The 20018-nt window shown below is 61.9% G+C and carries 15 protein-coding genes; 8 read left to right on the plus strand and 7 right to left on the minus strand.

Annotation, left to right across the window (positions count from 1 at the left end; genetic code table 11):
- Both ABN482_RS15375 and ABN482_RS15380 read left to right on the plus strand, forming a co-directional pair.
- On the plus strand, window positions 1–1202 hold a 1202-nt coding region (locus tag ABN482_RS15375), incomplete at its 5' end, for an anti-phage deoxyguanosine triphosphatase (RefSeq protein ID WP_349504804.1).
- A gap of 71 nt (window positions 1203–1273) precedes the next feature.
- On the plus strand, window positions 1274–2755 hold the full coding sequence (locus tag ABN482_RS15380) for a TPM domain-containing protein (protein ID WP_349504805.1): 1482 nt from the start codon (window positions 1274–1276) through the stop codon (window positions 2753–2755).
- Here ABN482_RS15380 and ABN482_RS15385 read toward each other — a convergent pair.
- Genes ABN482_RS15385 through ABN482_RS15400 form a run of 4 tightly spaced genes read right to left on the minus strand, consistent with a single transcriptional unit; the run spans window position 2696 to window position 7027 of the window.
- Window positions 2696–3844, minus strand: a complete 1149-nt coding sequence (locus ABN482_RS15385; RefSeq protein WP_349504806.1) for an alpha-hydroxy acid oxidase — start codon at window positions 3842–3844, stop codon at window positions 2696–2698. The two genes, ABN482_RS15380 and ABN482_RS15385, sit on opposite strands and share 60 nt — an antisense overlap.
- Window positions 3841–4521, minus strand: coding sequence for a Fe2+-dependent dioxygenase (locus tag ABN482_RS15390; RefSeq protein WP_109062044.1), 681 nt, complete (start codon window positions 4519–4521; stop codon window positions 3841–3843). Before ABN482_RS15390 ends, ABN482_RS15385 begins: the two co-directional genes overlap by 4 nt.
- 34 nt (window positions 4522–4555) lie before the next feature.
- Window positions 4556–6805 carry a TonB-dependent receptor gene (locus ABN482_RS15395; RefSeq protein WP_349504807.1) on the minus strand — a complete coding sequence of 750 codons (2250 nt, stop codon included), beginning with the start codon at window positions 6803–6805 and terminating at the stop codon, window positions 4556–4558.
- 54 nt (window positions 6806–6859) lie between these two features.
- On the minus strand, window positions 6860–7027 hold the full coding sequence (locus ABN482_RS15400; protein WP_155574620.1) for a hypothetical protein: 168 nt from the start codon (window positions 7025–7027) through the stop codon (window positions 6860–6862).
- A 191-nt stretch (window positions 7028–7218) separates the two neighbouring features.
- Here ABN482_RS15400 and ABN482_RS15405 point away from each other — a divergent pair, with 191 nt between their 5' ends.
- From ABN482_RS15405 to ABN482_RS15430, 6 genes are all read left to right on the plus strand, one after another.
- Window positions 7219–7932, plus strand: coding sequence for a response regulator transcription factor (locus ABN482_RS15405; protein ID WP_349504808.1), 714 nt, complete (start codon window positions 7219–7221; stop codon window positions 7930–7932).
- A 139-nt stretch (window positions 7933–8071) separates the two neighbouring features.
- Window positions 8072–11380, plus strand: coding sequence for a bifunctional diguanylate cyclase/phosphodiesterase (locus ABN482_RS15410; RefSeq protein ID WP_349504809.1), 3309 nt, complete (start codon window positions 8072–8074; stop codon window positions 11378–11380).
- 224 nt (window positions 11381–11604) lie between these two features.
- The gene (locus ABN482_RS15415; RefSeq protein WP_349504810.1) at window positions 11605–12132 is read left to right on the plus strand and encodes a fimbrial protein; all 528 of its coding nucleotides are present in this window, start codon (window positions 11605–11607) and stop codon (window positions 12130–12132) included.
- 59 nt (window positions 12133–12191) lie between these two features.
- Window positions 12192–12944, plus strand: coding sequence for a fimbria/pilus periplasmic chaperone (locus tag ABN482_RS15420; RefSeq protein WP_349504811.1), 753 nt, complete (start codon window positions 12192–12194; stop codon window positions 12942–12944).
- Window positions 12945–13044: 100 nt separating this feature from the next.
- Complete coding sequence (locus tag ABN482_RS15425; protein WP_349504812.1) at window positions 13045–15711, plus strand: fimbria/pilus outer membrane usher protein; 2667 nt, start codon at window positions 13045–13047, stop codon at window positions 15709–15711.
- A 20-nt stretch (window positions 15712–15731) separates the two neighbouring features.
- Entirely contained in the window at window positions 15732–16808 is a 1077-nt protein-coding gene (locus ABN482_RS15430; protein WP_349504813.1) for a fimbrial protein, read from the plus strand.
- 28 nt (window positions 16809–16836) lie between these two features.
- Here the strand turns inward: ABN482_RS15430 and ABN482_RS15435 are convergent, their stop codons facing one another.
- From ABN482_RS15435 to ABN482_RS15445, 3 genes are all read right to left on the minus strand, one after another.
- Window positions 16837–17445, minus strand: a complete 609-nt coding sequence (locus ABN482_RS15435) for a hypothetical protein (protein ID WP_502877317.1) — start codon at window positions 17443–17445, stop codon at window positions 16837–16839.
- 48 nt (window positions 17446–17493) lie between these two features.
- Complete coding sequence (locus ABN482_RS15440; protein ID WP_349504815.1) at window positions 17494–19263, minus strand: sensor histidine kinase; 1770 nt, start codon at window positions 19261–19263, stop codon at window positions 17494–17496.
- 74 nt (window positions 19264–19337) lie between these two features.
- A partial coding sequence (locus ABN482_RS15445) for a LuxR C-terminal-related transcriptional regulator (protein WP_349504816.1) occupies window positions 19338–20018 on the minus strand: 681 nt, incomplete at its 5' end.

Raw genomic sequence — 20018 nt, forward strand, 5'->3', positions numbered from 1 at the left:
CGCAGATCGCCACCGGCATCATGCGCCAGTTCGAGCAACAGGCTGAATACACAGACATCCGCAAGCACCTGCCCAGCCTGAGCATGATCCAGGTGGCCGGTGCGACCCATGACCTGGGTCATCCACCGTTTGGCCATGGCGGCGAAGTGGCGCTGAACTACTGCATGCGCGAGGAGGGAGGCTTCGAAGGCAACGGCCAGACGCTGCGCATCGTCTCGCGGCTGGAGAAATTTTCCGATGGTGCCGGTGCCAACCTGACACGACGTGCCCTGTTGAGCCTGCTCAAGTACCCAGCCCCCCATTCCGCAGTCTACAACCCGGCGCTGGCTCCCCGGCTCGACCCGACCCCCAGCACCCTGCGCATCATCGACCGCAAGGCCTCGCGGCCGCCCAAGTGTTACATGGATAGCGAGCAGGCCGTCGTCGACTGGATCCTGGCCCCGCTCTCGAACAGTGACCGCGACCGTTTCACCGATCTGCAGCGCCCCTTTGTCGATGCCCAGGGCAAGCCGCATCACGGCAAGACACGGCACAAGTCGTTCGATTGCAGCATCATGGACATCGCCGACGATATCGCCTTTGGCGTGCATGATCTGGAAGATGCCCTGACCATGGCACTGATTTCGGCCGACGAATTCCGTCGCTACGTGCCCGTACCGGCCTGCCTGCATTTTCTGGACTATCTGCGCGCCGATCTGGGCAAGCGCTATCCGGACGAACTGCCCGGCACCACGCCCGAAGCAGCCTACGACTGGATGGTGGAACGGCTGTTCGGCGACGATGGCAAGCGCAAGCGCTTCATCGGCCGGCTGGTGCACTATTTCATCAGCTACGCCCGCATCCATACCGATGAAACCTTCGAGGCCCCCCTGCTGCGCCATCGTGCCGACCTGCCTGCCGAGGTGAAGACCTTTCTGGATGCGCTCAAGACCGCCGTGCGTGAAGCCGTCATTCTCAGTCCCGGGGTCCAGCAGATGGAGTTCAAGGGACAGCGCCTGGTGATTGCCGTCTTCGAGGCAATGGCCTCGGAGCCCAAATCCTTCCTGCCCAGAGACACTTTCCAGCGCTGGGAAAAAGCCCCCACCGAGGAAAGGTCGCGCGTGATCTGCGACCATATCGCCGGCATGACCGATGCCTTCCTGCTCAAGACCTATGACCGGTTGTTCCTGCCGCACATGGGATCGGTCTTCGACCGGATGTAAGGCCTTGGCGCGCTACGACGCCGGCGGCGACCGGTGCCGATAGGTATGATCTCTGAATACCCCGCTTCCCGATGATCCAGATCCGCAGCTTCCTGATTGCCATCATCGCCAGCCTCGCCTGGTGCCTGAGCGCACATGCGCAATATACCGTCCAGTCCCTGCCCAACCCCAGGGCCCAGGGCAACGACCACTATGTCAGCGATCCGGACGGCAATCTGGGCAGTCACACCCGTGCGCAACTGAATGTCCTGAGTGCCGGCATCGAGCAAACCAACGACAGTGAATTCGCGATTGTCGTGGTCAACAACTATGCAGGCGACAGCGACTTCGAATTTGCCCTGAACCTGTTCTCGCACTGGGGCATCGGCAAGCAAGGCAGCGACAACGGCCTGCTGCTGTTCCTGAGCATGGATCGGCGCGAATACCGTTTCATCACTGGTTACGGACTGGAAGGGGTCTTTCCCGATGCCCTGCTGAACCAGATCTCAGAGCGCTACCTGGTGCCCTATCTGCAGGCAGGCAATCCCGACATGGCTGTGCTGGCCACGGCCAAAGCCATCGAAAGCATCTTCCTGTCGCCTGAGCACGACATGGAGCTGGCCGCCCTGCAGGCCTGGCAGCCGACCTTCTGGAACCTGCATGCCCCCGCCCTGGAGCGAACCCTGGCAATCCTGCTGCTGTGCATGCTTGCGTTCGGCTGGATGAACTGGTCACGCCGACGGGTACTGGCCCGGCACGGCATCAAGCCAGCCCGCTACAAGGGACATGCCTTCTGGTATGCCGTGCTGACCTTCCTGCTCCTGCTGTTTGCCAGCCTGATCGTCCTGATATTCACGGACTCGATCCTGCAGGCCTACCAGTTCCGCAATCTGCCCTGGTTTGTCGGTCTATTCTGCGCACTGATGCTGTGCTATCACTTTTACGGATGCCGCCTCTTCATCCGTGACAGTACACGCGACACGAAAACCGGCCTGGACATGCAGCTTGCTTTCACACGCCTGAACCTCGTCCCTCTGCTGCTGTCACCCTTTGCCTACAAGGCTTACTACGACCTCGGACCAGGCAGCAGACTGACCCGCCTGCGTGCAACCCCGCCCGCCGAGGCAGGTTCATGGAGCCGGATCCATCGCGACACCATTGAGCCCAAGGCGCTGGAAGCCTGGCTGACCGACCAGCAGCGCTGCGAAGAACGGCTGGGCTCCAGATCCTATGAAATATGGCGGGATACCGATAGCGGCAACCACCGGGTGATCGGCTTCGATGGCCGTCACACCGCGAATTATGAAACGTGTCCATCCTGCCAGGGACGAACGCTCAAGAAACCGGACATCGAAGTACGCAAACCGGCCACCTACTCCGCAGCCGGCACCGGCGAACGCATCCAGGCCTGCGCCTTCTGCGACTACAAGATCTCGCTCGGCATGGTCACGCTTGCCCAATTGCAGGACAGCAGCAGCTCCAGCAGCTCGGGAGGCAGCAGCGGTGGGGGCAGCTCAGGCGGCAGTTTCGGAGGCGGCTCCAGCGGTGGCGGCGGGGCTGGCGGCCGGTGGTAGCCGCCCCGGCGCGAGCACGCTGCCGGAACGCACTTCCTCCAGCGTGCGCAATCCAGCCAACACCATTGCCATTTCCAGCTCTGCGCGCAGCAGATGCAGCACATGTGCCACGCCGGATGCCCCGCCGACGGCCAGACCATGCAGCACCGGACGTCCGATCAGCACGGCCTGCGCCCCGAGCGCCAGCGCCTTGAGAATATCGGTGCCCCGCCGGATACCACCATCGACCAGTACCGGCACGCGTCCGGCAACCGCCTCGACGACCAGCGGCAATGCATCGAGCGTCGCCGGCACGGTATCCAGAACGCGTCCGCCATGGTTGGACACCACAACGCCGGCCGCGCCGGCATCCAGGGCCGGCTGCACATCGAGTGGATGCAGAATGCCCTTGACGATGACAGGCAGACAGGTCTGGCCGCTCAGCCACGCCAGGTCCTCCCAGGTCGGTGCCGCCTGGACACCCGGCAGCGCAAAGACCGACTGCCCCGCCGCCAGGTGATCGCCCCCAGGAGCGGCGGGATAATCGACCAGATTGGCTGCTTCGACCCCGGCGGGCAAGCGAAAACCCGCACGCTGCTCGGCATTGCGCGCCCCCTGGATCGGGGCGTCCACGGTCACCATCAGCGCACGATAGCCGGCCGCTTCGGCACGCCGCACCAGATCCAGAGTGATGTCACGCCTGCGTTGCAGATAGAGCTGAAACCACAGCGGGCACTGCGCCCGCGTGGCAATGCTCTCCAGAGGCAGGCTCGACAACGTGCTGACCACCATGCCGGCCTGCAGCGCCGCAGCAGCCATCACACTGGCCAGTTCGCCCTCTGGATGCGCCAGCCGATGATAAGCCGTCGGCCCGATCAGGACTGGTGAGGCATGCCTTTCCCCCCACAGCATGACCGACGCGTCGCTGCCTGCGGTGGAACGCAGCACCCTGGGCCAGAGCGTCAGCCGCTCTGCGGCTTGGCCATTGGCCTGCTGGCTCAGACCATCAGCCGCCCCCGCGTTGAGATAGGCCCAGATGTCGGCAGGCAGGCGCAGCCGTGCAGCGGCCTCGTAATCCGCGAGACAGGTCAATACCGTGTTCTGCATCATACCTGCGCCCAGCCACGCACCAGGTTGTGATAGACCCCGGTCAGCCGCACGACCTCGGTCCGGTTCTCAGGACGAAGCGCCAGTTGCTGGATTGTGCAGTCCAGCTCGTACAGCAGGTTGCGCTGCGTTTCGTCCTGCACCATGCTCTGCGTCCAGAAAAAGGCCGCCAGCCGCTGCCCCCGCGATACCGGCGTCACCCGATGCAGGCTGGTGCCGGGGTAGACCACGGCATGCCCGGCCGGCAGCTTGACGGTCTCGACCCCATATGTCCCGCTGACGACCAGTTCACCGCCGTCGTAGTCGCCGGGATCACTGAGAAACAGCGTGGTCGAGACATCGGTACGGATCCGATCGCCACCCAGCGGATCGACGCGAATGGCATTGTCGATATGGAACCCGTACTCTCCACCACCGCGATAACAGTTGAACATCGGCGACAGGATCTTGCCCGGCAAGGCAAAGGAGATGAAACGCGGATCGGTCGACAGCGCCTGCAGAATGCGCTGCCCAAGCTCCACGGCAAGAGGATCCCGCACCTGCAACTGCAGGTTGCTTTTCTGGTCGATGGCCGCATAGCCTGCGGTCTGGCGACCATCCTGCCAGTCTGCCTGCTCCAGCCGCTCACGCATGGCCGCCACCTCGGCAGCGGACAGCACTTCGGGAATCACCAGCAACATGCTTTTTCTCCAGTATGGGACTCAGGCGGCGAACTTACTCATACCGGTAGGTCAGCGTCATCATGTACGAACGGCCTGGCGCAATATTCGCGAAGATACCGACATGCGAAGCGTCGTACATTTCCTTGTCGGTAATGTTGTTTACGTTGAACTGCAGCGACAGATCATCGCGGATGTCGTAGCGCGCCATCGCGTCATAGCGCACGTAGCTCGGCAGCTCCAGCGTATTGGCATCGTTCGCGTAGCGGGCTCCCTGATAGGTAGCACCACCGCCGACCGTCAATGCCGGCAGCAGGCGATAGGTCGTCCAGAGGCTGGCACTCTGCCGGGCGATGAATTTCATCTGATTGCCATCGAACATACTGTTGCCGCTGCGGTAGGTATTGACCTTGGGATCCAGCCACGAATACGCCGCCCACACATTCCAGGCCGGGCTCAGTGCGCCCGAGGCACCCAGTTCCAGCCCCCGAACCCGGTTGCTGCCACCCAGCGTCACATCCCCGGTCAGCGGATCGGTCGAGCGTGCGTCGGTCTTGCGGGTCTCGAACACGGCTGCCGTCAGTGACAGGCGCTCATCCAGCAGGTCCCACTTGGTGCCCAGTTCCCAGCTGCGGCTCTTTTCCGGCTTGACGTCACGGATCTGCGCAGCCCCGCCCACGCCATCCGCGCCCCCACCCTGGCCAAGGTTTTCGCCTGCCGGGTTGGACGACGTGGCATACGACAGGTAAATGCTGCCGTTGGGGGCAGGCTTGTAGACCAGGCCCAGTTGATAATTCCAGAAACCGTCGGTACGGCTGTCCTCGTAGTTGTCGACCTTGAACACATCGCGACGCAGGCCGGCATTGACCGATATCTGCTCGGTCAGATCCATGGTGTCCATCACATACAGCGAGCGGGTACGTATTTCACCTGCGCCGGTACGGGGCCCGTAGACGATATCGAAAGCATAATGCCGATCAGGATCGGGATCCCACAGCGAATCCAGGTCGCGACCCGGCCCGCCTGTCATGGTCCGGTCATAGATGCGCTCCCGGCTGAACTCAAGCCCCATGCTGAAGTTGTGGCGGATGCCGCCGGCATCGAAGCTGCCATAGAGGTCGGTCTGGTTGATCAGGCTCTTGCTGCTGCGCCAGCGCATGCGATCATCGCGGCGGAACTGGGCATCAGGGCCTTCCGTCGAGCAAGGCGGCCCCGAGGTCGCCGTGCAGTTGTCGAACGTGGGCCGGGTCATCAGATAGTGATTCAGGGTTTCGACATGACGGGTCACGTTGCGCACCGTGACACGGTCCGAGAAGTCATGCTCGATCATGGCCGTCGAGGTTTTGAACGTATTCTCGCGGAAATCGGCATTGAGCCGGCCATAGAAATTATCCCGATCGACACGCGGCGGCTCGGTGCGTCCCGGCCGTGCCGCATTGCTGAAAGGTACGCCGAGATCGGGCATGTCGTCATTCTGCAGTCGCTCATACGACAGCGTCAGCCGCGTCGGCGTCCCCAGCCCGAAGGCAATCGAAGGTGCCACGCCCCAGCGATCGATGGTGACACCGCCACGCCCGGGCACATCGCCCCCCATTTTCATCAGGTTCAGGCGCGCCGCCACGGTATCCGCGATCCGGACGTTGCCATCAAATGTGGAACGCCACTGGCTGGCATTGCCGAGCCCACCCGAGATCTCGGCAAAGTTTCCAAGATGCGGTGCCTTGGTGCGCAGGTTGATGCTGCCTCCCGTACCGCCACGTCCGGTATAGGCCGAACTGGGCCCCTTGATGATTTCGACCGACTCGAGGTTGAAGGTTTCGTGCGAACCGCGCGCATAGTCGCGCAAGCCATCGACGAAAATATCGGTACTGGCCTCATAGCCACGAATGAACGGACGATCCCCGGTCGGCGTACCGCCTTCGCCAGACCCCAGCGTAATACCCGGCACGGTGCGCAGCACATCCTGCAGCGACGTGGCACCCCGATCCCGCATCAACGCTTCGGTCACGACCGTGACGGACCGTGGCGTATCGAGCAGCGGTGCCGTGAATTTGGGGCTGTCGATACCGGAGGGAGGCTGGTAGCCGGTGTCCGGCTGCGCCGTGACATGAATGCGCTCCAGGGTAGACACCCGTTCCTCCTCACTGACCTCCTGAGTCTGCGCGCCGGCCACGCCAACCGTCCCGCTCAGCACGACGGCACCCAGCAGGGTCCCCGAACGGCGAAAGGCGGGCTGGAACCCCTCCATGGGCAACAAGGAGGCGAAACGGTGAGGGCTGGATGGCGGGGTAGATACTTTTTCCATATATATTTTCTCTGTTTGCAAAGCGCTGACCGCACGCATCTGCCTGACTCGAAATCAGGCAGACACGGCACAGGCGCAGGCAGTCCTCATGCCGACCTTGTAGCCGGCTTCGTTGCGCGCGCCATCAGTGATTGCCAACACGGCAGCCGCCAGTACGCCTCCCAGCACGACCAGGATGCCGTTGACGATCTGAGTACGGATCAGTCCTTTAGTACCAGCCATTTTTCGCATGAAAACCACCAAATGAGACGGAATGTCATTTCCAATTCTAAGTAGTGGCCCATCAAATTTTCGTTGAATGGCAGGTCGCATCGAAAACGAGTTGCAGGAACGTTTTCTTTTGCCATTGAACGTTTATTTCACAGAGGCTCTGCTACCCTGCCGTGAACACGCATCGAGACAGCACGCCGTCCATGTCCACACCCCACAGCCAGATTCCCTATACCGTCCTGATCGTGGAAGATGATTCCGCCATCGCCGAAAACCTGCTGCTGGCACTGGAGTCTCACGATTTCACGGCGGACATTGCCCACACGGCCCGCGCCGCCATGCAGCAACTCGACCATACGGCCTACGACGCCGTCATCCTGGACGTCGGCCTGCCCGGCATGGACGGCTACCGGATGCTGCAGCAGATGCGCACCACCATGCAGTGGACAACGCCGGTGCTCATGCTGACGGCACGCGCCACGCTCGAAGACAAGCTGACCGGCTTCTCACTGGGGGCCGACGACTACCTCACCAAGCCGTTCGCGCTGGACGAGGTCATTGCACGGGTCAAGGCCATCATCCGACGTTCGAAATGCCTGTCGGATGCAGCCTTCAGCCTGCATTTCGGCCCGGTGCAATTCCAGGTCGCGCAACAGCAGGTCCTGATCGGCGGCACGCCGGTCCGGCTGACACGCAAAAGTGTCATGATCCTGGAGATGCTGATGCGCTACGCCGGACGCGTCGTTCCCCGCCAGCGCCTGGAAGACATGCTCTGGCAAGGAGAGCCGCCATCGACCGAAGCATTGCGCAGCCAGATCCATCTACTGCGAAAAACCCTGCATCAGCATGGATTTGACGGCATTGAAACCGTACATGGCACAGGCTGGCGACTGACAGCCGACGCCTCACGCGACTAGTCCGAGTCCGAACCAGGCCAGAAATCACCCTGCCACTTTCCTTCGGGAAGACTCCTGCTTCCCAAGACATGAAATAAATGCGACTATGCGAGTAGACATGACTCCGTAACACTATGTAGCCCGGTTCGACCCAGCAAAGATGCAGCCTGCTCGATCCTTCTCGTTGGCATTGGCCCTGAATGTCGCGGGGCTGGCATTTGCCATCGGCGCGGTGATGCTCACAAGCATGGTCTGGACAGCAATCTCGAATACCCGGGAAACCGTAGAGCAGGAACTGTCCCAGGCGCTGAATCAATCGGTCAGGCGTGTCCAGATGCTGATCCAGGCGGCAGAGCTGACTGCCGAGTCAGCCGCACGTATCGCCCAGACCCAACAGGTTTCCGCAGCCTCGCTGCAGGCCACGCTGGAACAGTCCCTGGCAGCATTCGAACAGCGACCGGAACTCAGTTATCTCGGCATCATCCTGCCCACGCATGGCGAATATGGCAATCTGGAGCGCACTGACGATGGCCGCGTCCTGCTCTGGCTTCACCCAGGTGCCTCCCCCGAACAGCACCAGACCCACATCCTGGCCCTGAGCGACGACGGCTTCATTCCATACGCAAGCAGGGAGCCGAATGGCTATGATGCCCGCCAGCGGCCTTTCTATGAAGCCGCCATCGCCCAACCTGCCATGGGACACTGGCTGGGTGTCTATCCGTGGATAGTCCACGCATCGGAACAGGTCTCGCTATGGGGCATCAGTTATGTCAGGGCCATCCACGACCGCAACGGACGCCTGCTCTGTGTGCTGGACATCGATCTGGATCTGCCGGCACTGAACCGTTTTCTGCAGGATACGTCCAGTGAATACGGCATACAGCTTCACATCATCGAGCAGGGCAAGACACCACGCCTGATCGGCTCACCCGACATTGACTCGATACCGCTGGCGATACCCGATGGCATGCACGAGTTCGTCGACACGCAAAACCGCACAGACATCCAGAAGTACACCGCTGCCGATGGGCAGCAATACTGGCGACTGGCAAAGCGTTTCGACGTCAGCGAGCGAATATCCTGGACCATTGTTGCCTCCCGTCCGGCAGCCCTGATCGAGGCCCCGCTGCGCAATCAGCTCTACCAGATGGCAGGCATGGGGCTGGCAATGACCTTTGGCCTGATCCTGATGGTGATCTACATGGCCCGCCGCTTTGGTCGCCCTCTGGCCGAGCTGGAGCGCAGCGTCGATTCCGCCCGGCAGTCCGGCACGCCGAACGACCTGCGATTCAGTCCGGTCACACAGGAATTCAGGGAAACACAGCGGCTGGGCGAAGCGCTGATCCGCCTGGCATCGGCCGTACAGCAACGAGAACAGCAACTGGCTTCCCAGACGATCGAACTGTTCGCGGCCAAGGAACAGCAGGTCGCCTCCCTGGCGCTCAAGGGAGCCATTTTCGATTCGACGGAAACAGCCATTTTCAGCCTGGACGGGCAACTGCGGGTCATCGAATGGAATCGCGCCGCAGAGCGGCTGTTCGGACGATTGCGCACGGATGTCCTGCAACAGGCCATCCAGACCGTCGTTTGCCCGCCCGACCCGCACACATCGTGGTTCACGGTCCTGGCCCGTCCCGGCCCCACCACCTATCTGCTGACCGGCTCACGTGGCCCATTCGAGGCAGAGCTGCGCATCATTACCGTGCCCACCACCGGTGACGTCGTTCACACCTGCATCATCGATGACATTTCTGCCCGCCAGGAAGCCGAACGCCGCCTCAGGCAGGAGCGGGACTATGCCGATACCGTCCTGAACAGCCTGCCGGGCGTCTTCTATCACTGTGATGCGCAGGCCCGGCTGCAACGGTGGAACAGGAATCTCGAGCTGATTGCCGGCATCCCCATTGACCAGTTGGCCGGCACGCCCATTACCCGCCTGATTCCCGAGCGCGAGCATGCATTGGTCAACCGCAAGATACAGGAAACGCTCGACAAAGGCGCGGCCCACTTTGAGGCCAGCTATCTGCTGCCCAACGGCACCACGATTCCGTGCCTGTTTACAGGCGCACGCTTCATGCACGATGGCGAACGTGGTTTCGTCGGTCTGGGTCTGGATATCTCGAAGCGCAAGATTGCCGAAGCACGCATGCAGCATCTGGCTACGCACGATGCCCTGACCGACCTGCCCAATCGCCTGCTGCTGCAGGAGCGTCTTGGCGAAGCCGTGACCCGTGCGGCAGAGACAGGCATATCACAAGCCATTCTGCTGCTGGACCTTGACCGCTTCAAGATCATCAATGATGCCTATGGACACCCCTTTGGCGATGCCGTGCTGAAAGCCGTCGGGGCCCGGCTGGCCCCCCTGCTCGGTGCCCATGACACTGTGGCACGGCATGGTGGCGATGAATTCCTGATCCTGCTGGGCAACCTGCCCCATCCCGAAGCGGCCGCTGTCCAGGCCGGCCGGATCATCGAAGCCATCCGCCAGCCCATCACGGTCAACGGCAGGGAGATCCATCTGTCCGGCAGTATCGGGCTGAGCATCTGCCCTCGCGACGGAAATGATCCGGAAACGCTGATCAAGCATGCCGACCAGGCGATGTACCAGGCCAAGCACCTGGGCCGCAATACCTATGCCAGCTTCAATGCCACGATGAACCGGATGGCCCAGCAACGGGTCACGCTGGAAGCCGATCTGCGCAATGCGGCATCGGCTGGACAACTGCACCTGGTCTACCAGCCCAAGGTCAGCCTGCACCACGGCCGCATCATCGGCTGCGAAGCCCTGCTGCGCTGGCAGCACCCGACGCTGGGCATGGTGCCGCCCAGCCAGTTCATTCCCGTGGCGGAAGAGTCCGGCCTGATCATCCCCATCAGCGACTGGGTACTGCGCACGGCCTGCCGGCAGGCCAAGGCCTGGGCCGACGCCGGCCTGCCGCCGCTGGCCGTTTCGGTCAATATTTCCATGGGTCAGCTGCTGCACCAGAACCTGGCCCAGTGGACCCTCGACATGCTCGAGGAAACCGGCCTGGCACCGGAGCTGCTCGAGCTGGAGCTGACCGAAAGCCTGATCGCACAGGATATCGAAAGCATGATCGTCACGCTGGCCCAGCTCAAGCAAGCCGGCGTCAGGCTATCCATCGATGACTTCGGCACCGGCTATTCCAACCTCAGCTACCTGAAAAACCTGCCGGTCGATACCCTGAAAATCGACCAGTCCTTCGTGCGCAACATGCTGACCCACGCAGAAGACGAAACCATCGTGCGCGCCGTCATCGCCCTGGCGCACAACCTGCGGCTCAACGTGATCGCCGAGGGCGTGGAAACCCGCGAACATTGCCGCATCCTGCGCCAGCATCACTGCGACGAGATCCAGGGCTATTTCTTCAGCCGGCCGATTGCAGCGTCGGAACTCGAAGCGCTGGTCCGTTCGGGCAAACACCTGGACATGTCCGATCCGATCGACTGAATCGGTCAATCCAGCGAACCGGCTCCCAGCACACGGGTTTCGGACAAGTACCAGTTCCCATCCCTGCTGTTTTCTTGACATTCCCTGCCCAAAATTGGGATTCATCCCATATATCCGCGACCACGCCCCCCGCACAATAAAGCCATCCCGATTCATGAGGGAAATCAACACGGCGGGGCCAACCGAGGTCTTCCGCTCTTTCCAACAGACGCAAGGAACCTCACATGAAACTCAAGATCGCTGCTCTCGCCTCCGCCATCGCCGCCACGGCCTTCACCGGCACGGCCATGGCCTACGATGTCCGTATCGACATCAACGGCCAGCTGACCTCCAGCACCTGCCAGATCGATACCGCCAACAGCCCGCTGAACAAGACCATCAACCTGCCGACACTGAGCACCAGCAGCCTGAATACGGCGGGTTCCTACGCCGGTCGCACGCCGCTGACCCTGTCGATCAGCAACTGCGAAGCCGAAACCACGGCCACGGTCAACTTCGAAGCCAGCAGCGTCAACGTCACGCCAGCCGGTACCCTCCGCAACTTGGCGACCACCGATGCCGCCGCCAACGTGGAACTGCAACTGCTCGACGGGTCCGCACAGGTTCTGAACCTCAACACGGATACACCCAGCTACAATATCGACGGTGGCAAAGGCAGCATGACGCTTTACGCGCAGTACTACTCGCCCAATGGCAACGTCCAGTCGGGTGCGGTGTCGTCGTACATCGAAATGTCGATGAACTACAACTAAGCAGGCAAACATGGTGCCCGGGCATCCTTTCCGGGTTCAGTCACTCCAGGAACCGACCCATGCAGATCCGGAAATTCCTCGTCGCACTGACCACCCTGGCCGGCATGGTCATCGCCATGCCCCAGGCCGTGCAGGCCAATGTGATCATCAACGGTACGCGACTGATCTACCCGGCCCAGAACCAGGAAATCACGGTCCGTACCGAAAACCCGGGCAGCACGCCAGCCCTGGTCCAGGTCTGGGTCGACGAGGGCGATCCGGCCATCCGCGCCGAAGAAAGCCAGGCACCTTTTGTCGTCACCCCCCCGCTCATCCGGCTCGAAGGCAACAGCGGACAGACGTTCCGCGTCATTTTCGTACCGGGTGACACCCAGTTGCCCCAGGACAGGGAGTCCCTGTTCTACTTCAATCTGCTCGACATCCCGCCGATGCCGCAGGAAGCCGAAGCTGCGTCCTACATGCAGCTTGCCTACCGGACCCGGCTCAAGCTGTTCTATCGACCAGTCGGCCTGCCCGGCAACGCCCGCGAGGCCGCAGGACAACTGCAATGGTCCTTTGCGCAGGTCGATGGCAAACCGGCCCTGCAGGTGCGCAACCCCAGCGCCTACCACGTGTCATTCAACGGCATCACGCTTGATGTCGACAGCAGGCAATATCGCATCGAGGGTGACATGATCGCCCCCGGTGCCACCAGCAGCCTGCCCATCCCCGGCCTGGCCGGTCAGTTACCCCGCCAGCCGGCGCGCGTCGACTTCAACTGGATCAACGATTTCGGCGCGCTGATCCAGGACAGCAGTCCCGTCACCCCCTGAAGCGCCCAGGCCACGGCCTGACCCACCGTGCCAGCAGGAAAGCCAGACAGTATCCAGCCGGTTCCATGACTTTCGTTTCGCAGCCAGAGGTTCGTCCGACATGCATCCATCGACGCGCTCATCCTCGCCGTTTGCCTGCCACACGCTGACGCCCGGGCTGGCCTTGCGCCCCCTGTGCCTGGCCCTGGCGCTGCTGGCCCATGCCGGCAATCTCCAGGCGGCTGCGCCGATCGAATTCGATCCCCGCTTCCTGCGCGGCAGTGAAGGACAGGATATCGACCTGTCGCGCTTCAGGCAGGGCAATGTCCTGCAAGCCGGCACGCAGCGCTACGATCTGTTCGTCAACGGTGAATGGCTGGGCCCCGAGAACATCCGCGCCATCGCACGTCCGGACGGCGAGAACGCCGACCTGTGTTTCAGCCCGACACAGGTCAGCCAATGGAGCCTGAATCTCGCCGCCCTGCCCGACAGTGCCGAGGCCCAGCGCCAGCTCACCGCCGGCGACGCGGCCTGCTTCGATGCCGCCGGGCTGATTCCCGATTTCCAGGCAGTCCCCTCCGTGTCCGACCTGACGCTGAACATTTCGATTCCGCAGGCCTACGTCTCACGCCATGCGCGCGGCTACGTGGCCCCGGACAAATGGGAACAAGGCATCAACGCCGGCTTTCTGAACTACAACCTGAACGCCTACCGCTCCGAGTACCGGCACTTCGACTCTCAGAACAACTTTTTCGGCAACTTCAATGCCGGGATGAACCTGGGGGCCTGGCGCCTGCGCTACAACGCCTCCTACTCGCACGATTCGTTCGCCGGCAGCCGCTACCAGAATGTCAGCACCTACGTACAGCGCGATATCGCCCCATGGCGTTCGCAGCTGACCATCGGACAGTCATACACCCAGAACACGCTGTTCAACAGCGTGCCGTACACCGGTATCCAGATCAACAGCGATGACCGCATGCTGCCCGACTCGCTCACCGGCTTCGCCCCGCTGATCCAGGGCGTGGCCGACAGCAATGCCCGTGTCAGTGTGTTCCAGGATGGCAACCAGATCTACGAAACCTCCGTGCCACCCGGCCCGTTCGTCATCGACGATCTCTACAACACCGGCTATGCCGGTGACCTCGATGTGGTCGTGACCGAAGCCAGTGGCCAGACCAAGCGCTTTACCGTGCCCTACGCTTCGGTCGCCCAGTTGCTGCGCCCCGGCCTGTCGCGCTACAGCCTGACGGCCGGCCGCTATCGCGACCGCAACCTCGACTCGCTGCCCAGCTTCGTGCAAGGCACCTACCAGCGTGGCCTGACCAATCTGGTGTCGGCCTATGGCGGTACCATCGCGGCTGAACACTACCTGGCCGGACAGTTGGGCCTGGCCTTCAATACCCGCCTGGGTGCCTTCGCCCTGGACGCCACCCACTCGCATGCCAGCAACCTGCCCACCAGTTGGCTGAATGCCGGCGGCAGCATGAGTGGGCAGAGCTACCGCATCAGTTTCAGCAAGCTGGTCAACAGCACCAACACCAACCTGACACTGGCCGCCTACCGCTTCTCCAGCAGCGGCTATCTGAGCCTGGCCGACTTTGCGCGTGCCCGCAATCCCGGCGGCACCCGCAATACCTACACGCTCGACGGCGGTGGCGGCAGCTTCGGCTCGGACAACAGCTACTACGGCAACTCCCCCTATCCGCAGCGCCACCGTTTCCAGGCCACCATCAACCAGCCACTGGGCAATTACGGCACACTCTACGTCAGCGGCTCGACCCAGGACTACTGGAACGCCAGCCAGAAAAGCAACACGACCTATCAGGTGGGCTACAACAAGGGTTTCGGCTGGGGCAGCATGAACCTCAACGTCAGCCGCTTCAACTCCGGTCTGTCTGCCAGCGAGACCCAGACCATGCTCAGCCTGAACATTCCCCTGGGCCGCAACAACGCGCCCACGCTCAGTACGTCGGTGACCCGTTCCAGCCACGGCAACGCTTCCGTAATGGCCAACCTGCACGGCAGTGCCGGCGAACGTCGCCAGTTGTCGTACAGCATCTACAACACCTACCAGGACTACGACGGCGGCCATGACAACAATACCGGCGGCTCAGTGCAGTACGATGGCCGCTACACGCAGGTCGGTGCCAGCGCCAGCGTCGGCAGCCAGGGCACGCGCCAGGGCAGCCTGAGCCTGAACGGCAGCGTGGTCGCCCATGCAGGCGGCGTCAACTTCGTGCGCAACCAGGGGGATACCTTCGCCATCCTGCATGCCCCCGGTGCCACAGGTGCCAGTATCAATGGCGACAACGGCAGCCTGATCGATGGCTCCGGCTATGGGGTCGCCAGCAACCTGATCCCCTACCGCAACAACAGCGTCTCGATCGACCCCAAGGGATCCTCGCTGGATGTCGAGATTCTTGGCAGTTCGCAGAATGTCGCGCCCACGGCCGGTGCCATCGTCATGCTCGAGTACGAAACCCGCAGCGGCCGCGCCGTCCTCATGGATGCCCGCCTCGATAACGGCCAGGCCCCACCGATGGGCGCGGATGTTCGCAACCCGGACGGCCTGAGCATCGCCCAGGTTGGCCAGGGTGGCCGCATCTTCGTGCGCGGCCTCGAGGAGGCAACCGACCTCCAGGTGATCTGGGGCAGCGACGCCGCCAGCCAGTGCCGCATCCAGTATGCGCCCCCGGCTCAACACGACAGCAGCCTGCCTTTCGCCCGGCAGCGTGTCCAGTGCCTGTCCCTGCCTGGCCAGCAGAACACGGCATCCCTTTCCTGATTCCAGAAAAAGAGACTTCCATGACATCACGCCTGCGAACCCGCCTGCTGCGCACCGCATCGCGCACTCTGTGCTCCGGCCTGCTGCTGTTGCCGCTGGCCAGTTGGGGCGCGACCTACTGCCAGACCAGCAACCTGACGGCCAACCTGGGCGTACAGTCGCTCAGCGCTGGTGCCGACGCCAACACCATCGGCCAGCAGATCGGCAACGAAAGCAAGCCCGAAGGGCGGATCTTCGATGGCAACAGCAATGCCCAGTGCCGCATGGTCCGCTCCTGGGCCACGCCCGCCCGGCCTGTGGTGCCCGGCGTGTTCTACCAGTCCGGCGGCAAGACCTATCCGGTATTCGAAACCGGCATCGCCGGCATCGGCTACGCCATCGGCATCTCGGACCGCAAGAGCTACGACTACCAGCCCCTGCAGGCACAAGGCAATACGCCGACCTACAGCGGCTCGCCCACCGTCACCATGGGTTTCAACATTCAGGTCGTTTTCGTCGCGACCGGTCGCCTGCAGAGCGGCACCTACAACATGCCGTATACGCAGTTGGCGAATTTCTACGTGGAGACGGCCAATGGCAATGTCGAAGGTGGTGCCTACATCCAGGCCAATGCCACTTTCGACATCAATGCCATCACCTGCACCCTGCACGGTGCCAATGCCTATACCATGACCCTGCCGCCCGTATCGGTCAACGATTTCGCCAACGTGGCAATAGGCTCGGCTCCGTCCAGTGTGGGTGCGTCCAACGCCATCAACCTGAACCTCAGTTGTCCGGCCGGCATTTCGCTGTATGCCACCATGACCGACAACAACGATCCGGGCAGCACGAAGAACTATCTCAGCCCCGGCAGCGGCGACGGCATTGCTCAGGGTATCGGCATACAGATGTTCCGCGACGGCAGCAGCACACCCATCAGCATGGGCCCGGACTCTTCCGCCGTCGGCAATACCAACCAGTGGTATATCGGCTCCGCCCCCAGCAACATAGGCCTCTTGCTGAGAACCAGCCTGCAGGCCCAGTACGTCAGGACGGCGCAAACGATGAAGGCAGGCGAGGTCCGGGCAGTGGCGACCGTGACGTTTTCGTATCGTTAGGACACGCCGCCCCGGAAGCGCTGCCCGGTCAGTTTCCCTGCAGCCAGCGCTGGTATGCCGACCGGGTCACTTCCGACACGGACTCCAGCACTTTCTCGTGCTTGACCTGGTGCCGCACCATCAGCCGCGCATCTGCCACGGTGCGCGACTTGCAGTACCAGTGGCAACTGTGCTGGAACAGATACAGCTCGGCAGAAAGGTGAAAGGCACGCGCCTTCGGATCCCATCCAGCCTCGTTGTCGACCGCATGGCGCAGGCCGACGGCATGGATCTGCAACAGCTTGCGGAAATCACGCACCGCCGACGGCATGAACCGCTCGGCATAGGGAATACACAAGGCAAAGGTTCCCATGCTGGCCGCTTCCGCGCTTTCCTTCTGCATGGCATTGGCCAGTGTCTGCAACTGCGCGGCCACCGACCGCTCTGTCGGTGCGAACGTCTCCAGCACCTGGAGCTGGCGCGACTCGGACGCCTCATGGATGGCTCGGGTATAGCCCTGCGTGAGCGTTTCCATATGGCGCTCAAGTTGCAGATTGGCCAGATGCCCACCCAGCAGAGTGATATGCATACGCTGGTAACGCACGCGCAGCACCTGCCACGCCAGGGCAATCACCAATAGAATCAATACAATATCCACGACTTCCATCCTTTTGCCGGGCGTCCGGCGGGGTTGCGGCGGATTGTATCAGTTCGCCTGCGCAGGCTTTGGCACGACCTCATCCGGCGCGAGCGCCGCACCGCGAATGGTAGCCATCAGCAGCGTGTCAGCAGGGCGAGACTCGATCAGCAAGTGCCCCCCCATGCGTTCGATGCGCATCCGCATGCTGCTCATCCCGACACCTGCCCCCATTGTCAACACGCTATTCACATCGAAGCCACACCCATTGTCGCGTACCCACAGGCTCAGGCTACCGCCCCCTCCGGTACTGACACCGACGTCCAGCCGAGTCGCACGAGCATGCTTGAGCACGTTGGTCAGGGCCTCTTCGAGAAAACGCATCAGGGCCAGCAACTGCTGCGGCGTGAACGTACCAGGCCAATCGTCCGGCAAACTCCAGTGCGACTCGATTCCCAGGTCAGCAAGCAGGTCGATGAACTGTCGCCGCAACGGTGCCAGCCACTCCTGCGGAGACTGCCAGACAGGCACGGCAGCCGAGCCGTCGATCACATCCCGCAAATCGCTGCGCAGCGTTTTCAGCACAGACAGGAACTGGTCATCATTGAGCCCATCACCATGTTCCATGCGGGTAATCGAGCGCATCAGCGAGCTGCCCAGGCTGTCATGCAGATCATGTGTCAACCGCAGGCGCTCATTGAGGCGAATATTGTCGGTTTCCAGTAAATACTCGCGCTGCAGCGTATCTGTCAGCTCTGTTCGTGTACTGTCCACCGTTGCCTGCAACTCATCGTTGAAACGCTCGATGCGGCGCAGGCTGCTGGAGAAGCGCATGGCCAGAACCAGGAACATCACCACAGACATCACAGGTGACGCCAGCACGACATACACCCACTCAAGCCCAAAAGCACCCGTAAAAGCCAGAAACTCATAGACCGACAGTAGCGCCGTGCACGCGCCCAGCACAATCAGGTAGGTTTCCTGTTTACGGCAAGCATGCCACAGCAGTTGCAAGCCGGCGGCAAACATGACTGCCCTGAACCCAAAAGCATTCATCAGTTGCAACCCGCCAAGGTACATCTTCGGGGCCAGCACCACGACGACACAGAAAAGAATCGCCCCCGCCCATAAGCCCTTTTCCAGACGCGGCAAGGGCCTGGAGATAAATGTCCAAAGAAACATACAGAATGCAGGACAATACAGCACCAACGCTACCAGACTCAATCGATCCCAAACCTCGCCGTTGGGGAAAGGCCAGGATGATGTCACCAACAAATTACTGAGGCCAAACGACCACAGCAGCGCAGTCAATGCAAACCAGCCGAAGGTGCGCTCCTGGCGACGAAACAGCCAGAACGTCAAAAACAGCCCCCCCAGTCCCAGGGAAACCAGCAGACTGATCGCAACGATCTCACGCTGCAGCAGTAACTGCTGGCGATACTCTGGCAAGATCTGTGCGACAGGTCCCAGGCGCACAGTCCCCAGACCCGGCGCGGCATGCTCCGACCCCACCAGACGCACCCACAGGGTATTGACAGGCTGCAGCCCGGAAGACGGCAACAGCCAATAACGCGGCAGATTCCAGCTACGCGACAAGGGCTCGACCAGACTTGCATCGCGCCAGATCAGATCGTCATTGAGCCACACCTCGCCGGCCATGACCATCCGATCGACATTCAATGCAAGCGGCTCCCCCGGACACTCAGCCTGCCAATCCAGCCGATACCATACTGGCCCCACAAAACCGGGCCAGTGGCGCTGCCACAGATCCGGCAGACTCACCGGCTGCCAGCCCTCGACAGGCCGCCGCCCCTCGTAGTCCTGCTCGGGAGCCACCATGACACGGGTGATTGTCGGCTGGCAACCCGCCTGTACCGGGTGTGCATACCAAAACAGCAGCAGGAGCAGCAGCGTCAGGACAATAAACCGCGTTGCCGGGCGGCGCTGACCGCGCGAGTACGCGAGGACACCGCCAGCTTGCGATAAATCCGTTTGATATGACATTCGACGGTATAGCGGGAAATAGACAATTGCTCGGCGATTTCCCGATTGCTCAGCCCGTTGGAAACCCATTGCAGAATCTCACTCTCACGGGCACTGAGCACTTCGGCCTCATTTGCGCCAACTGGTTTTTGCAACGGCCCGGCTGGCAGCAAGGCAAGGATACGACGGGCAATGAAGGGATCGATCGGCGCACCACCACGCAGCACACTGCGAATCGACAGGCTCACCTCCAGATCATTGCGCTCCTTGAGCACATACCCTGTGGCCCCTGCCCGCAGAGCACCGAGAATAGCCTCCTCGGTACTCCAGGCCGAGATCACGAGTATCCACAGTGCGGGATCTGCCATGCGCAACTCATGGATCAGCTCAATGCCGTTGCCATCCGGCAACCCCAGATCAACCAACACCATCGCCACGGGCTGCCTGCGAACATACGCCTGTGCGTCAGCCAGATTCACCGAAAAAACCACCGCATCCTCGGCATAGCCAATGTCGCCCAGCACTCTGGACAATCGCTGACGCATGAGCGCATCATCCTCAACCACCAGCACGGGTGCCGGCAGTAAAGCATCATCAAGAGGAAGGCTGGC

The organism is Corticimicrobacter sp., assembly GCF_040137905.1.
GTDB lineage: Bacteria > Pseudomonadota > Gammaproteobacteria > Burkholderiales > Burkholderiaceae_B > Corticimicrobacter.